Source organism: Gelidibacter sediminis (assembly GCF_004364975.1).
GTDB classification, from domain to species: domain Bacteria; phylum Bacteroidota; class Bacteroidia; order Flavobacteriales; family Flavobacteriaceae; genus Gelidibacter; species Gelidibacter sediminis.
The window spans coordinates 114,647-139,370 of sequence record NZ_SOBW01000007.1; the positions used below are offsets into that span (position 1 = coordinate 114,647).

Below are 24,724 nucleotides of genomic sequence, written 5' to 3' on the forward strand. Positions count from 1 at the left end.
GTTAACATTTTGTTGGCCGTTTTTTTTATTAATAAATGTATCTTTAAAGTCTTAAGCGTTAATTTATAATTCAGCATACAAAAGTTTACACTCCTGTATTGCCACCTGCTAACCTGTACCAATATAAAAATTAGATACAAAAGGATCAATGACCATATTTCAAACAGTTTTAAAACGGACGTTCATTTTACTCACCCTATTGTGTGTTTCTTTCAGTTTTTCACAAATAAAAATTACAGATGCACAATCTCAGTATCCTGTCTCTTATGCTACAGTTTCCTTCAACAATGGCAACGGACTATTTGCCAATGATGAAGGCGAATTTGTCTTTTCAAAAAAACTCTATCCAGACATTGATACTCTGTACATCTCTGCCTTAGGCTATAAAGAATTGAAAATAGCGACCACAAATTTGCCTAAAATTATTCAGATGCAAACTGAAACTAATGCATTGGACGAAGTATTAATCACTGCAAAATTAGATCGCAAATATAAAGTGGAAGACATTAAACCATATTTAGATGACGATTACTACCATTGTTGGTTGCCCACTATAGAATCTGAAATTGCTGTGTATTTCAACAATCCTGACGAAGCGTTAAAAAAAATCACCAAAGTACACTTTCCAGTGACTCTAGAGTCAAAGGACTGGGAGAAAAGAAAACGTTCCAATGCTGACAAAAAATCATTTTCAACTTTATTTAAGATGAAATTTTACAATAACGAGAACGGCTATCCAGGCAAAGAACTCACATACAAGACACTAGTGGTTAGAGCAACTGAAAAAGGTGGTGATGCCATAATTTTTGATGTGTCAGAAGAAGATATATTTATACCACAATCAGGCATCTTTGTATCCCTTCAAGTTTTAGGTTATACAGACAGCAACGGTAAATTGTTATCAAATAAGAAGTATAAAGAAATCAAATCGAGAGATGGCAGCATAGTAAAAATTCCAACTAATTTTCGACCGTTACTCCCATTTACCGATAAAATTCCTCAAAATAATACCTATATTAAACGGGTGTTTGTGAACGGAAATAATTGGACCAGATTTGAGACAAATAGTGGATTTCAATCCACCTTATTGCAAGCAGGCCTTAACAACTATGGCATGGGCATAACTTTTAACGTTTATAAAGACTAACTCTATATGATTTACCCTTGGCACCTCTATCTTATGGCCGCAATTTATATTTTAGCTGGGATGATGCACTTTATTAAGCCTAAAATGTATCTCAGAATTATGCCAAGATATTTACCTAATCCTAAACTCTTAGTCTTATTAAGCGGTTTGGCAGAAATTATGTTGGGCATAGGTTTGTGCTTCCCTGAGACAAAAAACAGTGCTATTTCGGGTATCATTGCCATGCTCATGGTGTTTTTATTGGTACACTTTTATATGCTATCCAGCAAAAAAGCAGGCGCTGGCATTCCACAGTGGGTTCTGATTCTAAGAATTCCTTTGCAATTTGGTCTGATGTATTGGGCGTACTATTATTTAGCTCTTTAATTTCTACCATTAATATAGTATCTTCGAAATCTTAATTGTTTAAACTAATATGAAACCATCAAACGCTTTACTGTACTTTATTTTACTGATTATGACAAGTTGTGGGCAACCAAAAGTAGTGGAACCAGAAGTGTATACCTATGTAGAAGAATCACACTCTTATGCTAAGCCAAATAATGCATTTATTACGCATCTAAAACTGGATATCTCAGTCAATTTTGAGACTGAAATTATCAGTGGAACAGCCACTTATGATATCAAAAACAATAACAGCACCCAAATTGTTTTAGATTCAAAGCATTTAGACATTGAATCTGTTACTGCCGATGGCAAAGAAACTGAATTTTCATTGGGAGCCAAGGACAAACAATTAGGACAAGCTTTAACGGTTACGATTGGCAAAAACACAAAACAAATTGAAATTGTTTATAAAACTACAAAAGACACCGAAGCATTACAATGGTTAAAAGCACAGCAAACCGCTGACAAAACCCATCCCTTTCTCTTTACTCAAGGTCAAGCAATTTTAACCAGAACATGGATTCCTATTCAAGACAGTCCACAAATCCGATTAACGTATGAAGCCAATGTTAAAGTCCCTAAAGGATTGATGGCCGTGATGAGCGCTGAGAATCCGAAGGAAAAATCTCAAGATGGACTTTATCATTTTAAAATGAAACAACCTATTCCGGCATATCTCATTGCTCTAGCCGTAGGAAGTTTTGAATATAAGGCCATTAGTGAACGTACGGGAGTTTATGCAGAAAAAACAATGCTGACTAAGGTGCACGATGAATTTTCAGATATGGATAAAATGGTAGCTGCGGCAGAAGCGCTTTATGGCAAATACGCCTGGGATCAGTTTGATGTGATTGTATTACCACCAAGCTTCCCTTTTGGAGGTATGGAAAATCCGCGATTGACTTTTGCAACCCCTACTGTAATTGCTGGCGATAAAAGTTTAACTTCATTGATAGCGCATGAATTAGCGCATTCATGGTCAGGGAATTTGGTGACCAATGCAACATGGAATGATTTTTGGCTTAATGAAGGGTTTACAGTGTACTTTGAAATGCGCATTATGGAGGCTCTATATGGTAAAGAACGTGCCGATATGCTGGCATTAATAAGCCGTCAAGATTTAGATGAAGAATTGGAAAGTCTAAAGGATACCCCAAATGCCACTAAGTTAAAATTGGATTTGAAAGGTAAAAACCCTGATGATGGCATGAACAGTATTGCATATGATAAAGGTTATCTATTGCTAAGAACTTTGGAAGAAACTGTTGGCCGCGACAAATTTGATGCCTTTTTGAAACAGTATTTTAAGGAACATGCGTTTTCTACCATGACTACAGAAAAGTTTGGAACTTATCTCAATACCAACTTGCTAGAGAAACATCAAATCACTTTTAACATGGACGAATGGATCAATCAACCTGGGGTGCCTGAAAATCAGGCGGTTATTAATTCTGACAAGTTTACAAATGTCAAACGGACTCTAGAAGAATTTTTAACCACTGGCAAAATTGATACATCAATTACCACAGAATGGACCTCACAAGAATGGGTCTATTTCATCAGAAATTTCCCAAAAACGATGACGGTTGATCAGATGAAACATCTAGACTCCGCCTTTAATTTTACCAACTCTAGCAACTCCTATATCCAGATGGTGTGGTATGAGCAAGCCTTAAATCATGATTACCACGGAAATAATGTAGATCAAAAGATTGAAGCTTTTTTAACTTCTGTGGGCCGCCGTTGGTATGTGGAAACAATTTTTAAAGCTTTTAAAAGAAATAATAGGTTGGAAGATGCTTTGAAAATTTACGAGAAATCTCGACCAAATTACCATTCTGTTACTGCAACTACTATAGATGACTTATTAGGCTATGAGCCAGAACCTGAAGAGGAAGAGTTGCTGAAGTAATCTTTTAGACTATTCCACTGGAAAATCAAAATAGGTGTCCGGAAAAGGTTCCCATCTTAAGGTAAAATGCCACCACTCTTTTGGATAATTCCTGAAGTTATGAGCTTGCATAACTGTTTGGAGAAGATGCCTATTTTGTTGTTGGACCTTTGAAATGTGTGCATAAGATAACCATGATTGTTCTCCAAAAAAATCATAGTCACCACCCATATCTAATGGCTCTCCCGTATCGCCATCAGTAATGGTCAAATCTATAGTACTCCCTCTACTATGCCCTGATTTGGAAGCAATATAACCTTCACTAAACAAATGTTGTTTTGGAACTTCAGGGTAAAACTCCCGTTTAGTGATTGTATCCTCCAAATTCTTGGCCCATGCCACAAAATGATTCACGGCCTGTTGTGGCCGATAACCATCATATACCTTCAAACAAAGATTTTGGGATCTAAGCGCCTCTTGTACTTTTTGCAATGCTATAGCAGCCTCTTTCGTCAAAATTAATTTGTTGGCATGATAGCCATCAATCTTATGGCCTACAAAATTATGTTCAGTGAAGTAGCGCAATTCTACATCCAGATCAGGTATGTAATCTTCAACATAAACAAAACCCTCAGGAAGGGGGGTAATTGGCAATTTTGTAAAGGCAAAGCCCAAGACCACGAACACTAAAATCAATCCTTTGTTTTTCATCATAGTTATGCTAATTTAGATAAAAATTAAACTATGAACTTATTTTCTGCTGAAAAAACGCATCTCATACTACCAAATGCAGAAGTTCTTTACATTCCTAATTTCTATACTAAAGAGAAGGCAGAACATATCTTTCAAATTCTCAAAGATTCAACTCCCTGGCAGCAAGATGTTATAAAAATTTTTGGAAAAACTCATATTCAACCCCGGTTAACCGCCTTATTTGCTACCAACTCGAAACCGTATGCTTATTCAAACATTATCATGACACCAACACTAATGTCAGAACCACTGATGCAAATTAAAACAGAGGTTGAACGCTATTGCAGCCACACATTTACAACGGTTTTACTAAATTTATACAGGCATGGTGCTGACAGTAATGGATGGCATGCTGATAATGAGAAAGAATTAGGAAAAAACCCAGTGATAGCCTCTCTAAGTTTTGGAGCCACAAGAAGTTTTCATTTTAAACATCGCACTCTAAAGACAGAAAGATATAAACTCCTACTAGAATCTGGAAGTTTATTAATTATGAAAGGTGAAATGCAACATTTTTGGTTGCACCAAGTTCCGAAGACCAAAAAGAAGGTGGGTGAACGTATTAATCTTACCTTTAGAACCATATAAAAAAGAAAGAACCGAGGTCCCTCAACCTCGGTTCTTCTAATTTGCGTTTTTTATGATGTGTAGATTTAGGGTTGCTAAGTCAACAACATATGCAAATATTAATTAATTAATCCATTGTACAAAAACCTAAATTTCGGTACACTTCAAAGATAGAACTATTATTGAATCCATCTGTTCAAATACATAATAAATCGATGAAATACATATAATTTTAACATTTGATGATGAAAAGCGACATTTTAACGACAAAATACATTCTTGATGTCTGAAATAAAGTTATAATTCCACATCATATTTTTGATATTTAACCGTTTCATCATATAAATTAATTGTGGTGACGTATCTTCGTTACTATAAAATAAATGGTATGAAAACAATATATCTTTTTTTAAGCCTAACCACCATTCTTTCCTATGGTCAAGCAACAGATTATTCAGAAAAGGAATTGGCTATTTCAAAATGGATTGATGGTAGTCTCATGGTTCCAAATTCTGGTGCTGACAAATTAGCCATCATCATTGGTGGTTCCGGCCCAACAGATAGAGACGGGAATCAGAATTTCTTAAAAACTAATAATCTTAAAAAACTTGCTCAAGAGTTGGCTCTAAGTGGTATTGCCACGTTTAGGTATGACAAGCGTATTGTGAAACAGATAAAAATGAAATCTGTCGATCCAAATATAAAGTTTGACGATTTCATTTCAGATGCCATAGCGGTGGTCAATTTTTTCAAATCCAAACAAGAATTTAAACACCTCTATATTATCGGGCATAGTCAAGGCAGTTTAATAGGTATGTTGGCGGCACAGGAGGGTGTAGATGGTATCATTTCTCTAGCGGGTGCGGGCCAATCTATAGACGCTGTAATAATAGAGCAGGTTGAGAAAACAGCACCGATGTTTACTGAAGACACCAAGCGCGCTTTTGATATATTAAAAAGTGGAAAAAAAACTACCGATTACCCTCCTGCCCTCGCATCAATTTTTGACAGTAGTGTTCAGGAATTTATGATGAGTTGGATGAAGTATGATCCAGCCGAAGTTATCAAATCTTTAGAAATTCCAATTCTACTAATTAATGGTACGAAAGACTTACAAGTAAGCTCAGCCGAAGCGGAGTTGTTACACAACGCCTCTAGTCAGTCCAAACTCAAGCTTATTGACAATATGAACCATGTGCTCTTTATTATACAGGGCGATGATCAAGAAAACGCAAAATCGTATAATGATTCTAATGGAAAGATTTCGGAAGCGCTCGTAAATTCTATTGTAGAATTTATCAATACATAAACCCCATCTGTATTAGTGATAAAAAAAGCACCTCTTTCAAGGTGCTTTTTTACTAACTAACCAACCAAAATGTAATATTAACTTCTCTAAAGGTTAACTACTCCTTTTTTGTAATATAGAGCATAATTAATTACACTAATAGCTTTTCAAATTCCGTGCCATATTTAAATTTGTCATCAGAATAATTATCCTTATTTTGCGACTCAAATCCACAATACATGCGTTCATATTTTAAATTGCTACTAGTTTTTTGTCTACTATGCCTATCTTCAGCAACCATTAAGGCTCAATCCTTAATAATTGATAAGGCTAGCGAGAATTACTCAGAAAACTTTAATGTTCCCGTCGCTATAGATTCTACTACATTCGACAGGTTCCAAATCAAACTATCTACTACAAATCCATCATTGGTCATCAATCAAATTGTTCTCAATGAAAAATTTTCTAGAGGCACCTTAAAGTTTTCCTCTGCAGGCTCCATCTATACAATTGATTATCAAAGTGAAGGACCTATTTCAATTACCAAAAAAGAGAAATTACTAGATTTAAAACTGAACACTAATAGCCGATTTTCCGAAGAAAATCTAATTGTTATAAATGAGAGTACATTTTATAATAATGATGCGCCACTCACACTGTCCAGCAAGATTAAACCATCTACAGTGAATCAATTTGTGTTGTTTAAAAATGATGCTATTGTTTTTGGCCTGTTGATGTTGGCACTTGGATTTGTCTTTTACACAGAATCTAAAAAGCAAGGATTTTGGCCAAAATTCTATAAATACATTCCAGGACTTCTAATGTGCTACATGATTCCGGCAGTATTCAACTCATTAGGATTAATCTCGGCTGATGTTTCGGAAACGTATTATATTGCGAGTAGATATCTATTACCAGCATCCTTAGTCCTCCTTACAATCAGTATTGATTTAAAAGCCGTTTTTAATTTGGGCTGGAAAGCCTTGGTCATGTTCTTTACGGGAACTATCGGCATTATCATTGGTGGGCCAATTGCAATATTGATCATCTCTACCTTTTCTCCAGAAACGGTTGGAGGTGCAGGTTTTGACGCTGTATGGCGTGGATTGGCAACTTTGGCAGGTAGTTGGATTGGCGGTGGTGCCAACCAAGCCGCTATGCTCGAGATTTACGGATTTAATCAAGAACTGTACGGGGGCATGGTTTTGGTAGATATTGTTGTGGCTAACATATGGATGGCTGTACTTTTACTAGGCATTGGAAAACGTGAAAAAATTGACAATTGGTTAAAAGCAGACAATACTGCCATTAATGAACTACAAAAGAAAGTTCAAAATTTTAGCGAAAAAATCACCCGCATCCCATCCTTAACAGATTTACTAATCATATTGATGTTTGCATTTGTCGCTGTAGGCATTGCCCATTTTGGAGCTGACCATATTTCTACCTACCTATCCAATAATTTTGAAGCAGTAAGCAATCCGAGAAGCGCTTTATCCTCTTTTGGAAGTCAATTCTTCTGGTTGATATCTATTGCCACTTTTATTGGAATCTTATTGTCATTTACACCGGCAAAAAATTATGAAGGCGCAGGCGCCAGTAAAATTGGAAGCATTTTCATTTATATTTTGGTGGCAACTATTGGAATGAAAATGGACTTAGGAAAAATATTTGAAAATCCAGGCTTGATTTTAATTGGATTAGTGTGGATGACCATTCACGCCGTACTTCTTATTGTTATTGCCAAATTGATTAAAGCGCCTTACTTTTTCTTGGCTGTTGGAAGTCAGGCAAATGTTGGTGGGGCAGCCTCTGCACCTGTGGTTGCTGCAGCCTTCCACCCATCGTTGGCAACGGTTGGTGCGCTCTTAGCCGTGTTTGGTTATGTAGTAGGAACCTATGGCGCCCTTTTATGCGCTGAGTTGATGAGAATAGTTGCCGTAGGTTAGTATATAAAGGAATTTTATAAGATATTTGCCCACCAAAATTTTAAAATTTAAATGAAAAGATTCGTATTTATACTCAGTTTACTTTTTGTAGCATCTTGTGCTAAAGACAATTCCAATTTCACCCTTAAAGGATCTATAAAAAATTTAAAAAAAGGCACCGTTTATCTTCAAAGAATTGATGATACTGTGCTAGTTACAATTGATTCCTTAAAAATAAACGGTGAACCGGAATTTGAACTTCACACCAATTTAGAAGGCCCCGAAGTACTCTACTTAGCCTTAGATAAAAATGGAAAGGAATCAGGTATTATTCCATTTTTTGCTGATTTTGGAACTACCGAAATCAATACCACCTTAAAAAATTTCTATCTTGATGCAAAGATTAAAGGTTCTAAACAACAAGAAAAATTAGAGGAATATAATAAGATGATGGATAGATTTAAGGACAAAAACCTCGAACTTATAAAAAATAATTTGGAAGCCCGAAGAAGTCAGGATTCTTTATTGATGGATTCAAGTTATAAAGAATACAATAACTTACTTCTGAGAAAATACTTGTTTACCATCAATTATGCTATGAATAATAAGGACAGTGAAATTGCACCATACTTAGCAGTTTCAGAAATTTCAGATGCGAGTGTAAAATATCTAGATACCATAAATAATGCTTTAACACCAGAAATAAAATCATCTAAATACGGTAAAGCATTACAAAAATTGATTGCGGAACGAAAGAAACAGTAATTACCATAGGGTATAAAAACCTTAATCGGGCTCACTACAGAAACAGCAACTCGATTGAAATACTTAACAAGGATATCCGTTATTGTGTAAAGACTTTATAAATAATGACTATTACCAAAGTTAACGTTATCAAATGGGCTAAGAGAATAGGCTACGGAATAGGCATTCTCTTAGCTCTTTTTATATGTTTTTATGCAAGTATTTACTTTGGATTATGGGGTAAAATTCCGAACTCCAAATATCTGGCACAATTAAACCAAAGTCAGGCTACCCAGGTACTCGATGCCAATAATGATTTGATTGGCAAAATTTACGTCTACGACAGACAATCTATAACCTACGACAACTTTCCTCAACATTTAATTGACGCGCTAATAGCTACAGAAGACGTTCGGTTTTATGAACATAGCGGTATCGATAGTAAGAGTCTACTACGCGTGTTCTTTAAAAGCATATTATTGTCTGACGATTCATCTGGTGGTGGCAGTACAATTACACTCCAATTGGCCAAAAATCTTTTTGGAAGAAAAGATTACGGTCCATTTGGAATTGTCGTTAACAAAATCAGAGAAACCATTGTTGCTAGACGTATTGAAAGACTTTATACAAAGGAAGAAATCCTTACACTATACCTCAATACAGTGCCTTTCCCAGATAATACTTACGGTATTGAAAGTGCCTCAGAAAAATTCTTTAATTCGCACACCAAAGATTTAACGCTTGTACAATCGGCCACCTTGGTAGGGTCATTAAAAGCCAACAATAGCTACAATCCACGTCGTTATCCGGAGAAATCCAGAGCTCGGAAAAATGTGGTCATCCACCAAATGCAAAAGTATGGCTATCTCAACGTAGAAGAAGCCAACAAAGCTAAGTCTGACAGTATTGTTATTGATTACCAAAACTACTCCCCTAATGAGGGTTTAGCACCCTATTTCAGGGCTGAAATAAAAAAGCAACTCGACACTTTATTAAAACAGGAAAAATTTCGAAAACCCGACGGTGAGATGTATAATATTTACCATGACGGTTTAAAAATTCATACCACATTAGACAATACAATGCAACGCTACGCAGAAGCTGCAATGACCGAGCATATGAGCGATTTGCAGCGGCAATTTGAAAAAGCCTACGGCCAAAATGCACCTTGGCTTAAAGGCAAGGCAGCGTTTGAGTCCGCTAAAAAGCGTTTGAAATCTTATAAAAAACTTAAGGCTCAAGGTTTAGATGATAAGGCTATTGAAGACGCAATGAAACGCACGCATCAAATTGATCGTTTTTCGTGGGATGAAACCACTGTAGCCTCTATGTCTACTTTAGATAGTTTGGAGTATTACTCCAAATTCTTAAACGCCGGACTCGTTTCTTTAGATCCAGCAACGGGGGCGATAAAAGCTTATGTGGGAGGCATTAATTATAATTTTTTTCAGTTTGACCATATAGTACAGAGCAAACGTCAGGTAGGCTCCACCTTCAAACCTTTTGTGTATACTGCCGCTTTAGAACAAGGCATGGATCCGTGTACATATTTTCCACTTAAAGCCATAACTTATACCGATGTAAACAATTGGCGACCAACCAATGCTGGTGGTCCTGTTGATGAAGACCTTAATTATTCGCTTCAAATGGCTTTAAGCAACTCCATCAATACCATTGCTGTTAAAGTGCTCTATGAAACAGGGCTCGGAAATGTTATTGATCAAGCCAAGAAAATGGGTATTGAAAGTCACATTGAAGCGGTTCCGTCTATTGCATTGGGATCTTCAAATCTTTCAGTTTTGGAATTAGCTAAAGCTTATACCACTTTTGTAAATGGCAGTAAGGCCTCCACTCCTATTTTTATAACCAAAATAGAAGATAAAGACGGAAATATTATCGCAGATTATAAAGATTTACATCCAGAGCAAGAGCAAAATAGAATGGCCTTCAGTAATGAGACACGGCAGGTGATGTTGGAATTCATGAAAGCAACAGTTAATGAAGGCACAGCCACCAGATTAAGATCCACCTACCAATTACCAAATGCATTGGCGGGAAAGACCGGAACAACACAGGACAATAAAGATGGCTGGTTTGTTGGCATTATGCCTAAACTTGTAACAGTAACTTGGGTAGGCAATGACAATCAACAAATTGGATTTAGCTCTACCGGATTAGGTCAAGGCGCTAATTCTGCACTGCCTATCTTTGCAAAATACCTGCAAAAATTAAATGCCGACACCAATTATAACCGTATTACCAGAGCATCTTTTGAAAACCCTTCTGAAGCAGTTTTAAATGCCCTGAATTGCGATCCGACCAAAACCGATGGTTTTTTTAAACGCCTCTTTGGCAGTAATAAAAAGGAACGTAGATTTGAAAAGAAAGAAAAAAAGAAAAAGAAAGGCGGTGGTATTTTTGGATGGTTGAAGAAGAAGGATAAGGACGAATAAAATGTACTTAAAAACATACCTTATTATGTAAGACAACTGGTTGACTTCAACCATACTTCACAAAAACATATGACGTCACAACGCCATTTCATTTCTTATGGTCATTTTAAAAGACTGCAATAAAGCAGTCTCAGCACTCAGGATTTACCTCTTGTCCAAACAACATTGTAATAAAAAACCTCTCAAAATGAGAGGTTTTAAAAGAGCCGATGGAGGGACTCGAACCCACGACCTGCTGATTACAAATCAGCTGCTCTAGCCAGCTGAGCTACATCGGCTTAAGAGAGTGCAAATATAATCTCGAAAATAATATCTGCAAATCTTTTAAAATAAAAATTAACCTAAGTTGTTGAGTTTTTCAATCAACGCACGTCCTTTAGTTTCTAGTTCAGCGTTAACTTGCTTAAAGTGTGCTTTTTTGTTTTCAACAGTTTTATCGTTTACCTTAGCGATCAACTCGTCAAACGTTTCAATAGCTTCATCAACTATCGCTTCAGTTTTTTTAGTGTCTTTACCAGTATGTGTATATTCCCAAACATAAGCCGCTTCAATAATATCTCCTAATACGTAGTTAATATCTTTTTTTAGGTCTCTAACATTTGCCATTTTTCTTGATTTTAAAATTTTTACAAAAGTAGTCAATTAAACCGTGTCTTGCATAACGGATTGGGGATATTTTAACTACACATAAACTTCCAATAATGTTGCATCGTTTGCAGTTATTTCAAAGGTTTGTAATGCTGCAGGAACCAATACCGTTTCCCCTTTTGTTAATTGTAATGAATAGGTGTCCGTTTTAATTTCAGCCTGGCCTTCCACACAAATGTATATCATAAATGAGTCGTGTGTATTTTCTATTTTAAGCGTAGTATCTACTTTTAGAAAGTTGGTAGTAAAATACGGACAACTCACCATAGGGTTAGAGTGGTTGGCTGTCTTTTTATAAGACACCCTAAAATTGTCAGGCATATCAAAACCTATAGCGTCTATGGCCAAATCCGTGTGTAGTTCTCGTGCGTTGCCAGCATCATCCGTGCGCTCCCAATCGTAAATGCGGTAAGTAATATCACTTGTTTGTTGAATTTCAGCCAGCAATACACCAGCCCCAATGGCATGCACCCTCCCTACTTCAATAAAATAAGTGTCGCCCGTTTTAACCTTGTCAAAATTTAGGATTTCAGTGAGCGATTTGTTATGGAGGTGTTCCAAATACAAATCAGGTGTCATTTTCTGGTTGAAATCAACAATCAAATTGGCATCTTTATCTGCTTGCATGACGTACCACATCTCTGTTTTTCCAAAAGAATTATGACGTTTGGCCGCTAATTTATCATTAGGATGCAATTGAATGGACAAATCCTGCTTAGCATCTATAAATTTTATAAGTAAGGGAAACTTGTTTCCAAATTTCTCATAATTTTTCACCCCAATAAGATCCGCCTTAAAAGTACTTAGCAGATGTTTTAGAGTTTGATTTTCCAAACTCCCGTTTGAAACAATTGATGTATCTCCGTCAACATCGCTTATTTCCCAACTTTCACCTATATTGGGCAAATTAGAACCTTTATATAATAGCGATTTTAATTTTTGGCCACCCCAGATTTTATCTTTTAAAATGGGGTGAAATTTGAGGGGGTATAAAGTCGTTTTCAAAATAATTGTGTTTAGCGTAAGGTATTATGATCCTGAATAAGTCACAAAATTACGTTGTGTTTCGTAGAGGGTAATAGTTAATTTTAAACCTGATTTCAGCTTCGGCTTAAGTTTATTGTAGATGACTACAGCAATGTTTTCAGCGGTAGGATTCAAATTCTTAAATTCTTCAACCTCTACATTTAAATTTTTATGGTCAAAAGCCTCTTCAATTTCTTCCTTAATGATATCTTTTAATACTTTCATGTCTATGACAAAACCTGTTTCTTGATCTATTTCACCAGTAACACTCACAATAAGATCATAATTGTGCCCATGATAGTTTGGATTGCTGCATTTGCCAAAAACGGATTCGTTTTGAGCATCACTCCACTCCTTTTTAAATAACCGGTGTGCCGCGTTGAAATGCGCTTTTCTGCTGACAGTAACCATCATGACGCCACTCTATTTATGTGTTGATAAAATTTTTCAAAAATGATTTTGAACCACGCCGTATAAATTTCTGGATGTTTCACCATGTCTTTTTTAACCGCTTCCAAGGGCATCCATTTCCATGCCGCAACTTCATCGGGGTTAATGTTGGGTGCATCTTCATAATTACCAACTAGAATATGGTCAAACTCATGCTCTGTCAATCCATTATCAAATGGTGCCTTATAGATAAATGAAATTGTGTCCTCCAATTCGGTTTCAAAACCCATTTCTTCCATCAATCTGCGTTTCCCTGCTTGAATGTTGGTTTCACCAACTCTTTGGTGACTGCAACAGGTGTTGGTCCATAGAAGTGGAGAATGGTACTTATGTGATGCACGCTGTTGCAACATCAATTCATTTTTATTATTAAAAACAAAAACGGAGAAAGCGCGATGCAATAGTGCTTTTTCATGCGCCTCCATCTTCGGCATTGTGCCTATCTGCTCGTCTTTTTCATTAACGAGTATTACCTTTTCTTCTATCATAACCAACAAAGTTACCAACAAAAGTAATAAAAAGAACCAATGTTGTCTTAAAATAAAAATCGGTGTACGGGTACCCCTAATTTTGTAGACAATAATAGTATCTTTGCAACCCATTTTAATGCAGAATATGAGTTTTAAAACAGAAATTGAAAGACGACGAACTTTCGGAATTATTGCGCATCCAGACGCCGGAAAAACCACACTTACTGAAAAATTATTGCTATTTGGAGGTGCCATTCAGGAAGCTGGCGCCGTTAAAAGCAACAAGATTAAGAAAGGTGCTACAAGTGATTTTATGGAAATAGAACGCCAACGTGGAATTTCTGTAGCTACTTCAGTATTGGCTTTCGAGTATGAGGGCACAAAAGTCAATATTTTAGATACGCCTGGGCATAAGGATTTTGCTGAAGACACCTATAGAACGCTTACTGCTGTAGATAGTGTTATTGTTGTGGTAGATGTTGCAAAAGGTGTAGAGGAACAAACTGAAAAGTTGGTAGAAGTGTGTAGGATGCGGAACATTCCTATGATTGTATTTATCAATAAAATGGACCGCGAGGGTAAAGATGCTTTTGATTTGTTAGACGAAATTGAGCAGAAACTAGGCTTAAATGTTGTACCCATGAGCTTTCCGATTGGTATGGGCTATGATTTTAAAGGGATCTATAATCTTTGGGAAAAGAATATCAATTTGTTTAGCGGTAACAGTCGTAAAAATATTGAAGAGACAATTGAAATTTCCGATTTGGAATCGCCAGAAATAGACAAACTTATAGGAGAAAAGGCTGCACATACCTTACGGGAAGAAATAGAACTTGTTGAAGGTATTTATCCAACCTTTAATAGGGATGAATATTTAAATGGCCACCAGCAACCCGTATTTTTCGGGTCTGCACTAAATAACTTTGGTGTTCGTGAATTGTTGGATTGCTTTATTGATATTGCTCCTAAGCCAAGAGCTAAACAAAGTGAAGAACGCTTGGTTCAGCCTGACGAAACCGATTTTTCTGGGTTTGTCTTTAAAATTCATGCCAATATGGATCCTAATCATCGCGACCGATTGGCCTTTATAAAAATTGTCTCTGGTACGTTTGAGCGTAATAAACCATACTTACACGTAAGAAATAAGAAAAAAATGAAGTTCTCAAGTCCGAATGCCTTTTTTGCGGAGAAAAAGGAAATTGTGGACATCTCCTACCCTGGAGACATTGTAGGCTTGCACGATACTGGCAATTTCAAAATTGGAGATACCCTTACCGAAGGCGAAAATATAAACTATAAAGGGATTCCTAGCTTCTCTCCAGAACACTTTAGATATATTAACAATGCGGACCCTCTAAAGTCCAAACAATTATTTAAGGGTATTGACCAATTAATGGATGAAGGGGTCGCACAATTATTTACTTTAGAACTCAACGGCAGGAAAGTTATTGGCACCGTAGGCGCATTACAATATGAGGTGATCCAATACCGATTGGAACATGAATATGGTGCAAAATGCACCTATGAGAATCTAAATGTCTATAAAGCTTGTTGGGTAGAACCCACAGATATAAAGAATGAAGAATACAAAGAATTTTTAAGAGTTAAGCATAGGTATTTAGCGAAAGATAAAGAAGATCAGTTGGTGTTTTTAGCGGACTCCCAATTCTCATTACAAATGACCCAACAAAAATATCCAAGCATTAAATTCCATTTTACGTCGGAATATAAATAAAGACCCGTTAAGATTAATAATAAAATTCCGTGATGTTACCTGTGGCATTCTTGTTATTTGTAAATCCAATTGCTGCATTTCATCGAATATTCTTAATTTAATTTGCATTTCAACGATTTTTAACTACATTTAATCGTAATAAGATTAATATTTAGCATTGTAATGCTGCATTATCTTAACTCGAGATAGTATCAAACCCCAAATTGAACTATTTATGGAAACAAATGTGAATCAGTATAGTAATAGAGATATTACGATTACTTATGAACCTCGTGTTTGCACGAATGCTGGTCGTTGTGCAAAAGAATTATCGGATGTTTTTCGTAATTCAGTAATTCCTTGGATTGATGTAGATGGTGCGCCATTGCAAAAGATTGTCAACCAAGTTAAAAAATGTCCTTCTGGAGCTTTGAAGTGTATTATTAATGAGAAATTAGCCTAACTATTTCTAAAAAGAAAAAGCCCTTTGAAATAATATTCAAAGGGCTTTTATTTATTTATGCTTGACCTGTCGGACCAAAATTTAATGGTATTGGAGGTTGTTCATAATCTTTAATTTCTCCATGCGCGTTCTCAAAACGCTTTACATTTTCGCCCAGTGCCTTAAGCAACCGTTTGGCGTGTTGTGGTGTCAGAATGATTCGTGACTTCACTTTGCTTTTAGGAGTTCCTGGCATAATGCTTACAAAATCAACTACAAATTCTGAAACCGAATGATTGATAATGGCAAGGTTGGAATAGATTCCTTCCGCTGTTTTCTCATCTAATTCAATATTGATTTGTCCTTGCTTTTGGTCGTCTTTAATATCGCTCATAATTCATACATTTCTGCGACTGCAGAAATCTTGTGTTTTAAAAATTCATGTTTTGAATGCATTGACAATTTCAAATATTAGATTAATAAACATTCAAAATTGTCAATTTATTCAAGAGATCCCGACTTTCGTTGGGATAATTTGATTAACCACTTCTGTAAAAAACAGAAGTGGCATCTCATTAATTAAAATTTAACTCTTCTTTAGCTTTCATCATTTGGTTGAATTCTTCTTTAGAACCAACGATGATATTCTCATAACGTCTTACACCAGTTCCGGCAGGAATTCTATGTCCAACAATTACGTTTTCTTTCAAGCCTTCCAGTTCGTCTACCTTAGCGCTTACTGCTGCTTCGTTAAGTACCTTAGTCGTTTCTTGGAACGATGCTGCTGAAATAAACGATTTGGTCTGTAATGAAGCTCTAGTAATCCCTTGTAATATTGGCGTCGCGGTAGCTGGTTGTGCATCTCTTGCAACAGCCAACTGACCATCTTCTCTTCTAATTAAAGAGTTTTCATCTCTTAATTGACGCATTGTAACAATTTGTCCTGGTTTAAGAGTTTTAGAATCTCCAGCATCTTCAATGACTTTCATTCCAAAGATTTTATCATTTTCCTCAATAAAATCAGATTTATGTGCCAATTGATCTTCTAAGAAAATCGTATCACCAGAATCAATGATTCTAACTTTACGCATCATTTGTCTTACAACAACCTCGAAGTGCTTATCATTAATCTTCACTCCTTGTAAACGGTATACTTCCTGTACTTCATTTACCAAGTATTGCTGAACTGCAGAAGGCCCTTTAATATTCAAGATATCATCAGGAGTTACAGAACCATCAGATAATGGCATACCTGCTTTAACATAATCATTTTCTTGAACAAGAATTTGATTAGATAGCTTCACCAAGTATTTCTTAACCTCACCTAATTTAGATTCTATGATAATCTCACGGTTACCTCTTTTAATTTTTCCAAAAGAAACCACACCATCAATCTCACTTACTACAGCTGGATTAGAAGGGTTACGTGCTTCAAATAACTCAGTTACACGTGGTAAACCTCCTGTAATATCGCCAGACTTAGCTGATCTACGAGGGATTTTTACCAATACTTTACCGACATTAATCTTCTCTCCATCATTAATCATAAGGTGAGAACCCACTGGTAAGTTATAAGAACGTATAGCGTTACCTTTAGAATCTTGAATGTGCAATGTTGGAATTAATTTCTTGTTTCTAGATTCAGAGATTACTTTCTCTTGGAAACCTGTTTGCTCATCAATTTCCACTTGGTACGTCACTCCTTGGTCAATATTTTCATAAGCTACTTTACCAGCAAACTCAGAAATAATAACTCCGTTATATGGATCCCATGAACAAATCACATCACCTTTCTTCACTTTATCTCCCGGTTTGCAGTAGATGAATGATCCGTAAGGAATATTATTTGTACTTAAAGTGATTCCAGTTTTAGCATCCACCAATTTAAATTCAGAAGTACGAGAAATTACAACATCAACAGCATCACCATTATTGTCAGTTCCTTTTACGACTTTTAAATCATCAATTTCTGCAATACCGTCAAACTTAACGGTCAATTTATTTTCTTCGGAAATGTTACCTGCAATACCCCCCACGTGGAACGTACGAAGTGTTAACTGTGTACCTGGCTCTCCAATTGATTGGGCAGCAACTACACCAACAGCTTCACCTCTTTGTACCATCTTACCGGTAGCAAGGTTACGTCCGTAACATTTAGAACAAATACCTTTAGTAGCTTCACACGTTAATGCTGAACGCACTTCTACTGACTCTAAAGCCGAATTTTGAATACGTTTTGCAACAGCATCGTCAATATGATCGCCTGCTCTTACAATAAGTTCTTCAGTTAATGGATCATACACATCATTCAATGATGTTCTACCAACAATTCTATCTTCAAGAGATTCAATAATCTCTTCATTTTTCTTCAATGCAGAAACTTCAATACCTCTTAATGTTCCACAATCTTCACTATAGATAATCACATCTTGAGATACATCTACCAAACGACGTGTTAGGTAACCAGCATCTGCCGTTTTAAGTGCGGTATCGGCAAGACCTTTACGAGCACCGTGAGTAGAGATAAAGTATTCTAAAATTGAAAGACCTTCCTTAAAGTTGGAAAGGATTGGATTTTCAATAATCTCTCCACCACCTGCATTAGATTTTTTAGGCTTTGCCATCAATCCACGCATCCCGGTTAACTGACGAATCTGTTCTTTAGATCCACGAGCACCAGAATCAAGCATCATATACACTGAGTTAAATCCTTGTTGATCTTCGCGGATACGTTTCATTGACAATTCAGTCAATTCAGCATTTGTAGACGTCCAAATATCAATAACTTGGTTGTAACGCTCATTGTTAGTAATAAGACCCATATTATAGTTGGCCATAATACCATCAACTTGTTTGTTGGCGTTGTCAATCATACTTTGTTTTTCTGGCGGGATAATAATATCTCCTAAACTGAATGACAATCCACCTTGGAAAGCGAATTTATATCCCAAATCTTTGATTTCATCTAAAAACTCAGCTGTTTCAGGAACAGAAGTAGCTTTTAAAATGTTACCAATAATATCTCTCAATGATTTTTTAGTCAATACTTGATTGATGTATCCTGCTGCTTCCGGTACTTTTTCATTAAAAAGAACGCGTCCTACAGTAGTTTGTACAATCTGTTTAACTAACTCTCCTTCTTCGTTAAAGTCTTCAGTTCTTACTTTGATAGAGGCATTCAAATCAACCATCTTTTCATTGTAAGCAATATTTACTTCTTCAGCAGAATAGAATGTTAAACCTTCACCTTTCACCTTAACTTCATCTGTAGATTTACGTTCCTTGGTCATATAGTAAAGACCAAGAACCATGTCTTGAGAAGGTACAGTAACAGGAGAACCGTTAGCTGGATTTAAGATATTATGGGAAGCCAACATCAATAATTGTGCTTCTAATATAGCCTCTGGTCCTAAAGGTAAATGCACTGCCATTTGATCCCCATCAAAATCGGCATTAAACGCCGTACATACTAATGGGTGCAATTGGATAGCTTTACCTTCAATTAACTTAGGTTGGAAGGCTTGAATACCTAGTCTGTGTAACGTTGGAGCACGGTTTAAAAGAACAGGATGTCCTTTTAAAACATTCTCTAAAATATCCCAAACTACAGGCTCTTTTCTATCTATAATTTTCTTTGCAGATTTTACAGTTTTAACAATACCACGCTCAATAAGTTTTCTGATGATGAATGGCTTGTAAAGTTCTGCTGCCATATTTTTAGGCAATCCACATTCAAATAATTTTAATTCTGGTCCAACGACGATTACCGAACGTGCTGAATAATCCACACGTTTACCAAGTAAATTTTGACGGAACCGACCTTGCTTACCTTTTAATGAATCAGATAAAGATTTTAATGGTCTGTTAGAATCTGTTTTAACTGCAGATGCTTTACGTGTGTTGTCAAATAATGAATCTACTGATTCTTGCAACATACGTTTCTCATTACGTAAAATTACTTCTGGAGCTTTGATCTCAACCAAACGCTTCAAACGGTTGTTACGAATAATGACACGACGGTATAAATCATTCAAATCTGAAGTCGCAAAACGACCACCATCTAAAGGCACTAATGGACGTAATTCTGGTGGAATTACAGGAATCGCCTTCATGATCATCCACTCAGGTAGATTCTCACGGTTAGCGTTAGAATCACGGAAAGCTTCAACAACTTGTAAACGTTTTAACGCTTCAGTTTTACGTTGTTTAGACGTTTCTGTGTTAGCTTTATGACGTAATTCAAAAGATAAATCATTCAAATCAATTCTTGAAAGTAAGTCAATCAAACATTCAGCACCCATTTTGGCGATGAATTTGTTTGGATCATTATCATCTAAGTACTGATTTTCTTGTGGCGTTGACTCAAGAATAGTTAAATACTCTTCTTCTGTCAAGAAATCTAAACGTTGTAATGGTTCTCCATCAACATTTTTAGCATTTCCTGGTTGAATTACCACATAACGTTCATAATAAATAATCATATCCAATTTCTTGGAAGGTAATCCTAATACATATCCAATTTTGTTTGGTAATGAACGGAAATACCAGATATGCGCTACAGGTACTACCAAATTGATATGTCCTACTCTGTCTCTACGTACTTTCTTTTCAGTTACTTCAACACCACAACGGTCACAAACAATTCCTTTGTAACGGATGCGCTTATATTTACCACAAGCACATTCAAAATCCTTTACAGGACCAAAAATACGCTCACAGAACAAACCATCTCTTTCTGGTTTGTGTGTTCGATAATTAATAGTTTCAGGTTTAAGAACCTCACCACGAGATGCTGCTAAAACAGACTCTGGAGACGCTAAACCAATGGAGATTTTGTTAAACCTCTGTACTGTATTCTTATCTTGTCTTCTTGCCATTTCTTTATAGTATTCAGTTTGCAGTCTTCAGTCCTCAGTCTTCAGCTATACTCATAACTAAGGACTGTTTACTGGCGACTGCCGACTGTTTTATTATTCTTCTAATCTAATATCTAATCCTAATCCTTTCAATTCGTGCATAAGTACGTTGAAAGATTCAGGTAGTCCTGGTTCTGGCATTGGCTCTCCCTTAACAATTGCTTCGTAAGTTTTTGCTCTACCGATAACATCATCAGATTTTACTGTTAAGATCTCACGTAGTGTTGCAGATGCGCCATAAGCCTCAAGTGCCCATACCTCCATCTCACCAAAACGTTGACCACCAAATTGAGCTTTACCACCCAATGGTTGTTGTGTAATTAATGAGTATGGCCCAATTGAACGTGAGTGCATCTTATCATCAACCATATGTCCTAATTTCAACATATAAATTACACCAACAGTTGCAGGTTGATCAAAACGATCTCCCGTACCACCATCATATAAGTATGTATGTCCGAAACGTGGAATTCCAGCTTCATCTGTCAATTCATTAATTTGATCTAAGGTAGCACCATCAAAGATTGGTGTTGCATACGTACGACCTAATTTTTGACCAGCCCATCCAAGAACAGTTTCATAGATTTGACCAATGTTCATACGAGAAGGTACACCAAGTGGATTCAATACGATATCTACCGGAGTTCCATCTTCTAAGAATGGCATATCCTCCTGACGTACAATACGCGCTACGATACCTTTGTTACCGTGACGACCTGCCATTTTATCACCAACTTTCAGTTTACGTTTTTTAGCAACATAAACTTTAGCTAATTTGATGATTCCTGCTGGCAACTCATCTCCTACAGAAATTGTAAACTTCTCACGACGCAATGAACCTTGAAGGTCATTTTCCTTAATCTTGTAATTGTGGATCAAATCTGCAATTAAAGCATTAGTATGGTCGTCAGTAGTCCAAACTCCTGAAGTTAAATGCGTATAATCATCTACTGAGTTTAACATTTTTAAGGTATACTTCTTACCTTTTGGAATGATTTCCTCTCCAAGATCATTAAAGATTCCTTGTGCGGTCTTACCGTTTACAATAGCAAATAATTTATCGACTAAAACTGCTTTTAAGTCGTCAAATTTTCTGTAGTAAACTGATTCTAATGCATCAATATCTTCTTTATCCTTAGCTCTCTTACGTTTATCTTTTACGGCTCTTGAGAATAATTTCTTCTCAATAACTACACCGTGTAATGATGGAGATGCTTTTAAAGACGCATCTTTTACATCACCAGCCTTATCACCGAAGATTGCTCTTAATAATTTTTCTTCTGGTGTTGGATCAGATTCTCCTTTTGGTGTAATTTTTCCGATAAGGATATCACCTGGTTTGATCTCAGCACCAATACGAATCATACCGTTTTCATCCAAGTCTTTAGTAGCCTCTTCAGAAACGTTAGGAATGTCATTAGTTAATTCTTCGTTACCTAATTTGGTATCTCTTACTTCTAATGAATACTCATCAATATGAATTGATGTAAAAATATCATCACGAACTACTTTTTCAGAAATCACGATCGCATCCTCAAAATTGTAACCTTTCCATGGCATAAACGCCACTTTCATGTTACGACCTAGAGCAAGCTCTCCGTTTTGAGTAGCATAACCCTCACAAAGTACTTGTCCTTTTTTAACTTTATCACCTTTGGTTACAATAGGTTTTAAGTTAATAGACGTGCCTTGATTGGTTTTTCTGAACTTCACTAATGGATAGGTTTTGGTATCACTATCAAAGCTTACCATTGCTTGTTCTTCTGTACGTTCGTATTTTATTGTAATCTCGTTGGCATCAACATACTCAACAGTTCCATCTCCTTCAGCATTGATCAACACTCTAGAATCTGAAGCTACTTGACGCTCTAATCCAGTTCCTACAATTGGTGCATCAACACGCAATAAGGGTACTGCTTGACGCATCATGTTAGATCCCATCAAGGCTCTGTTGGCGTCATCGTGCTCCAAGAATGGAATTAACGAAGCTGAAATAGAAGCAACTTGATTAGGTGCAACGTCTGTATAATTTGCGTTAGCTGGATCAATAACTGGGAAATCTCCTTCTTGACGTGCAATAATCTTGTCTTCAGTAATTTTACCATCCGTATCAATCTTGATATTTGCTTGCGCTATCAACATATCTTCCTCCTCTTCGGCGCTCAAATATGTAGGTTGATTTTTAATGTCAACAACACCGTCAGTAATTTTACGATAAGGTGTCTCAATGAAGCCCATCCCATTCACCTTTGCATACACAGAAAGTGAAGAAATCAGACCAATATTAGGGCCCTCAGGAGTTTCAATTGGGCATAAACGGCCGTAGTGGGTGTAGTGAACGTCACGAACCTCAAATCCTGCACGCTCTCTAGATAAACCTCCAGGTCCTAATGCTGATAAACGACGTTTGTGGGTAATCTCAGCCAATGGATTGGTTTGATCCATAAATTGAGACAACTGATTCGTTCCAAAGAATGAGTTGATTACAGAAGACAAGGTCTTTGCGTTAATCAAATCAATAGGTGTAAACACCTCATTGTCACGCACGTTCATACGCTCACGAATAGTACGTGCCATACGTGCTAAACCAACACCAAACTGTTGAGACAACTGCTCACCTACTGTACGTACACGACGGTTAGAAAGGTGGTCAATATCATCAATCTCAGCTTTAGAGTTGATCAACTCAATTAAATATTTTATAATAGTAATGATATCTAATTTGGTAAGCACTTGCTTATCCATACCGATATCCAACTGTAGTTTCTTGTTCATTCTGTAACGACCTACTTCACCTAAAGAGTAACGTTGGTCAGAGAAGAATAATTTGTCAATAATACCACGTGCAGTCTCTTCATCAGGCGGCTCCGCATTACGTAATTGACGGTAAATATGCTCAACAGCTTCTTTTTCAGAGTTTGTTGGATCTTTTTGTAATGTATTATGGATGATAGAATAATCACCTTGCTGCGCACTTTCTTTATGTAAAAGAACAGTTTTTGCATCAGCCTCAAGAATCTCTTCAATATTGTCCTTATCTAATACAGTATCTCTATCAAGTACAATCTCGTTACGTTCAATAGAAACTACTTCACCGGTATCTTCATCAACAAAATCTTCATGCCAAGTGTTCAACACACGTGCTGCCAATTTACGACCAATAATCTTTTTAAGTCCCGATTTGGACACCTTAACTTCTTCAGCAAGGTCAAAGATTTCAAGAATGTCTTTATCACGTTCAAAGCCGATAGCTCTAAACAAGGTAGTAACTGGTAATTTTTTCTTACGATCGATATACGCATACATCACTTGATTGATATCTGTAGCGAATTCAATCCATGATCCTTTAAAAGGAATAACTCTGGCAGAGTATAATTTAGTTCCATTCGCATGGAAAGATTGACTGAAGAAAACCCCAGGAGATCTGTGCAATTGTGAAACGACAACACGTTCAGCACCATTAATACAGAAAGTTCCACTAGGCGTCATGTAAGGAATTGTACCTAAATACACATCTTGAACAATGGTCTCGAAGTCCTCATGTTCAGGGTCTGTACAATACAATTTCAAACGCGCTTTTAATGGCACACTGTATGTTAATCCTCTTTCAATACATTCTTCAATTGAATATCTTGGCGGATCAATGAAATAATCCAAAAACTCCAAAACAAATTGATTGCGAGTGTCGGTAATTGGGAAGTTTTCCATGAAGGTGTTGTAGAGACCTTCATTCCCTCTTTGTTCAGATTTAGTCTCTAATTGGAAAAAATCCTGGAAGGATTTTATTTGGATATCCAAAAAATCAGGATAATCCGTTCTATTTACAATAGAAGAGAAATTTAATCTTTCAGCTTTTTGTGCTAACATCGATGAACGAGATTTTGATTAAAAAAAATAGTA

At 36.4% G+C, this 24,724-nt stretch carries 18 protein-coding genes and 1 tRNA gene; 10 read left to right on the forward strand and 9 right to left on the reverse strand.

Going from position 1 to position 24,724, the window contains the following annotated elements:
- Positions 1-148 precede the first annotated feature (148 nt).
- From BXY82_RS00560 to BXY82_RS00570, 3 genes are read left to right on the forward strand one after another with little or no spacing between them, the layout of a single operon-like run.
- A complete protein-coding gene (locus tag BXY82_RS00560) occupies positions 149-1,147 on the forward strand; it encodes a peptidase associated/transthyretin-like domain-containing protein (protein WP_243835644.1) in 999 nt (332 codons plus the stop codon).
- A gap of 6 nt (positions 1,148-1,153) precedes the next feature.
- Entirely contained in the window at positions 1,154-1,513 is a 360-nt protein-coding gene (locus BXY82_RS00565) for a DoxX family protein (protein WP_133756243.1), read from the forward strand.
- 49 nt (positions 1,514-1,562) lie between these two features.
- Positions 1,563-3,446, forward strand: a complete 1,884-nt coding sequence (locus tag BXY82_RS00570) for a M1 family metallopeptidase (RefSeq protein ID WP_133756244.1) — start codon at positions 1,563-1,565, stop codon at positions 3,444-3,446.
- Between the two features lie 9 nt (positions 3,447-3,455).
- Here the strand turns inward: BXY82_RS00570 and BXY82_RS00575 are convergent, their stop codons facing one another.
- A complete protein-coding gene (locus tag BXY82_RS00575) occupies positions 3,456-4,136 on the reverse strand; it encodes a M15 family metallopeptidase (RefSeq protein ID WP_133757380.1) in 681 nt (226 codons plus the stop codon).
- A 33-nt stretch (positions 4,137-4,169) separates the two neighbouring features.
- Here BXY82_RS00575 and BXY82_RS00580 point away from each other — a divergent pair, with 33 nt between their 5' ends.
- From BXY82_RS00580 to BXY82_RS00600, 5 genes are all read left to right on the forward strand, one after another.
- Positions 4,170-4,766 carry an alpha-ketoglutarate-dependent dioxygenase AlkB family protein gene (locus BXY82_RS00580; protein WP_133756245.1) on the forward strand — a complete coding sequence of 199 codons (597 nt, stop codon included), beginning with the start codon at positions 4,170-4,172 and terminating at the stop codon, positions 4,764-4,766.
- A 367-nt stretch (positions 4,767-5,133) separates the two neighbouring features.
- Positions 5,134-6,054 carry an alpha/beta hydrolase gene (locus tag BXY82_RS00585; protein WP_133756246.1) on the forward strand — a complete coding sequence of 307 codons (921 nt, stop codon included), beginning with the start codon at positions 5,134-5,136 and terminating at the stop codon, positions 6,052-6,054.
- A gap of 713 nt (positions 6,055-6,767) precedes the next feature.
- The gene (locus BXY82_RS00590; RefSeq protein WP_243835709.1) at positions 6,768-7,982 is read left to right on the forward strand and encodes a DUF819 family protein; all 1,215 of its coding nucleotides are present in this window, start codon (positions 6,768-6,770) and stop codon (positions 7,980-7,982) included.
- Between the two features lie 51 nt (positions 7,983-8,033).
- Positions 8,034-8,726: a DUF4369 domain-containing protein gene (locus tag BXY82_RS00595; protein ID WP_133756248.1), complete on the forward strand. Its 693-nt coding sequence runs from the start codon at positions 8,034-8,036 to the stop codon at positions 8,724-8,726.
- A 104-nt stretch (positions 8,727-8,830) separates the two neighbouring features.
- Entirely contained in the window at positions 8,831-11,158 is a 2,328-nt protein-coding gene (locus BXY82_RS00600) for a transglycosylase domain-containing protein (protein ID WP_133756249.1), read from the forward strand.
- 204 nt (positions 11,159-11,362) lie between these two features.
- Here the strand turns inward: BXY82_RS00600 and BXY82_RS00605 are convergent.
- The 5 genes from BXY82_RS00605 to idi all read right to left on the reverse strand — a co-directional run bounded on the left by BXY82_RS00605 (position 11,363) and on the right by idi (position 13,770).
- Positions 11,363-11,436, reverse strand: a tRNA-Thr gene (locus BXY82_RS00605).
- 58 nt (positions 11,437-11,494) lie between these two features.
- Positions 11,495-11,764: a hypothetical protein gene (locus BXY82_RS00610; RefSeq protein WP_133756250.1), complete on the reverse strand. Its 270-nt coding sequence runs from the start codon at positions 11,762-11,764 to the stop codon at positions 11,495-11,497.
- Positions 11,765-11,839: 75 nt separating this feature from the next.
- The gene (locus BXY82_RS00615; protein ID WP_133756251.1) at positions 11,840-12,811 is read right to left on the reverse strand and encodes a type I phosphomannose isomerase catalytic subunit; all 972 of its coding nucleotides are present in this window, start codon (positions 12,809-12,811) and stop codon (positions 11,840-11,842) included.
- Between the two features lie 24 nt (positions 12,812-12,835).
- Positions 12,836-13,246, reverse strand: coding sequence for a 6-pyruvoyl trahydropterin synthase family protein (locus BXY82_RS00620; RefSeq protein ID WP_133756252.1), 411 nt, complete (start codon positions 13,244-13,246; stop codon positions 12,836-12,838).
- A complete protein-coding gene (gene idi / locus BXY82_RS00625; protein WP_133756253.1) occupies positions 13,243-13,770 on the reverse strand; it encodes an isopentenyl-diphosphate Delta-isomerase in 528 nt (175 codons plus the stop codon). The genes BXY82_RS00620 and idi overlap by 4 nt, the downstream gene beginning before the upstream one ends.
- Before the next feature lie 127 nt (positions 13,771-13,897).
- On the opposite strand from idi, the gene BXY82_RS00630 reads away from it, so the two are divergent.
- Together BXY82_RS00630 and BXY82_RS00635 are read left to right on the forward strand one after the other, a co-directional pair.
- Positions 13,898-15,487: a peptide chain release factor 3 gene (locus tag BXY82_RS00630; RefSeq protein ID WP_133756254.1), complete on the forward strand. Its 1,590-nt coding sequence runs from the start codon at positions 13,898-13,900 to the stop codon at positions 15,485-15,487.
- 214 nt (positions 15,488-15,701) lie between these two features.
- Positions 15,702-15,929 (forward strand): (4Fe-4S)-binding protein, encoded by a 228-nt coding sequence (locus tag BXY82_RS00635; RefSeq protein ID WP_133756255.1) that lies wholly within the window; start codon positions 15,702-15,704, stop codon positions 15,927-15,929.
- Between the two features lie 55 nt (positions 15,930-15,984).
- On the opposite strand, the gene BXY82_RS00640 is transcribed toward BXY82_RS00635, so the two are convergent.
- The 3 genes from BXY82_RS00640 to rpoB all read right to left on the reverse strand — a co-directional run bounded on the left by BXY82_RS00640 (position 15,985) and on the right by rpoB (position 24,691).
- Positions 15,985-16,302 carry a DUF3467 domain-containing protein gene (locus tag BXY82_RS00640; protein ID WP_133756256.1) on the reverse strand — a complete coding sequence of 106 codons (318 nt, stop codon included), beginning with the start codon at positions 16,300-16,302 and terminating at the stop codon, positions 15,985-15,987.
- 181 nt (positions 16,303-16,483) lie between these two features.
- Positions 16,484-20,785: a DNA-directed RNA polymerase subunit beta' gene (rpoC, locus tag BXY82_RS00645; protein ID WP_133756257.1), complete on the reverse strand. Its 4,302-nt coding sequence runs from the start codon at positions 20,783-20,785 to the stop codon at positions 16,484-16,486.
- 93 nt (positions 20,786-20,878) lie between these two features.
- Positions 20,879-24,691 (reverse strand): DNA-directed RNA polymerase subunit beta, encoded by a 3,813-nt coding sequence (gene rpoB, locus BXY82_RS00650; protein WP_133756258.1) that lies wholly within the window; start codon positions 24,689-24,691, stop codon positions 20,879-20,881.
- Positions 24,692-24,724 lie beyond the last annotated feature (33 nt).